The following is a 724-nucleotide window of genomic DNA, read 5'->3' as shown; positions in this document are numbered from 1 at the left end:
CTCGGAGAGCTGGCTGTTGGTCTGCTCCAGTTCTGCCTGCTGGTTCTCCAGCGTGGCCTGCGAGACGCGCAGCGCGCGCGATTGTTCCTCCAGTTCCTCGTTGGCGGTGCGCAGCTCTTCCTGCTGGACCTGCAGCTCCTCGTTGAGCTGCTGGGTCTCGGCCAGCACCTCCTGCAGCTGTTCACGGTAGCGCACGGCCGCGATCGAGGTTCCGATGTTGCCGGCCACGAGCTGGAGCAGTTCGGCCGCGCGCCCCTCCGGCGGGCGCAACAGGCCGAGCTCGACCACGCCGTTGACGATGCCGTCGTTGGTCGCCGGCAGCAGCACCGCGGCGGCCGGGGTCATCTCGCCCAAACCGGAGTTCACCTTGAGGTACTCGGCCGTCACCGGCGCCACCACCAACATCCGCTTCTGGACCGCGGCCTGGCCGACCAGGCCCTCGTTGGGCGAGAAGACCTGGGGCGAGGACTCGGCCGCGCCGGAGAAGCCGTAGCTGGCGACACGGCGCAGCGCGCCATGGCGTTCGCGCACGTACATCGCGCCGACGGCGCTGCCGAGCTGGCGCGAGAAGAAGGCCAGCACCTTGCGGCCCAGCTCCTGCGCGCTGAGCTCCCCCACCAGCTCCCCGCTCAGCTCGGTCTGGGCGCCGCGCAGCCAGGCCTGTTGCTGCAGGGTCTCGGAATGCATCGCCTGCTCCTGGAGCACGGCGTCATAGCTCCCGGAC

The 724-nt window shown here is 70.0% G+C and carries 1 protein-coding gene; it reads right to left on the bottom strand.

Features of this window, described 5'->3' with window-relative positions; genetic code table 11:
* The coding region (locus AC1DTN_RS37770; RefSeq protein ID WP_477925249.1) for a GAF domain-containing protein at positions 1-687 on the bottom strand (687 nt) is incomplete at its 3' end.
* Positions 688-724 lie beyond the last annotated feature (37 nt).

The sequence above is a fragment of the Rhizobium sp. 01T444 genome, assembly GCF_056398305.1.
This window is presented reverse-complemented; position numbering and strand designations above follow the sequence as displayed.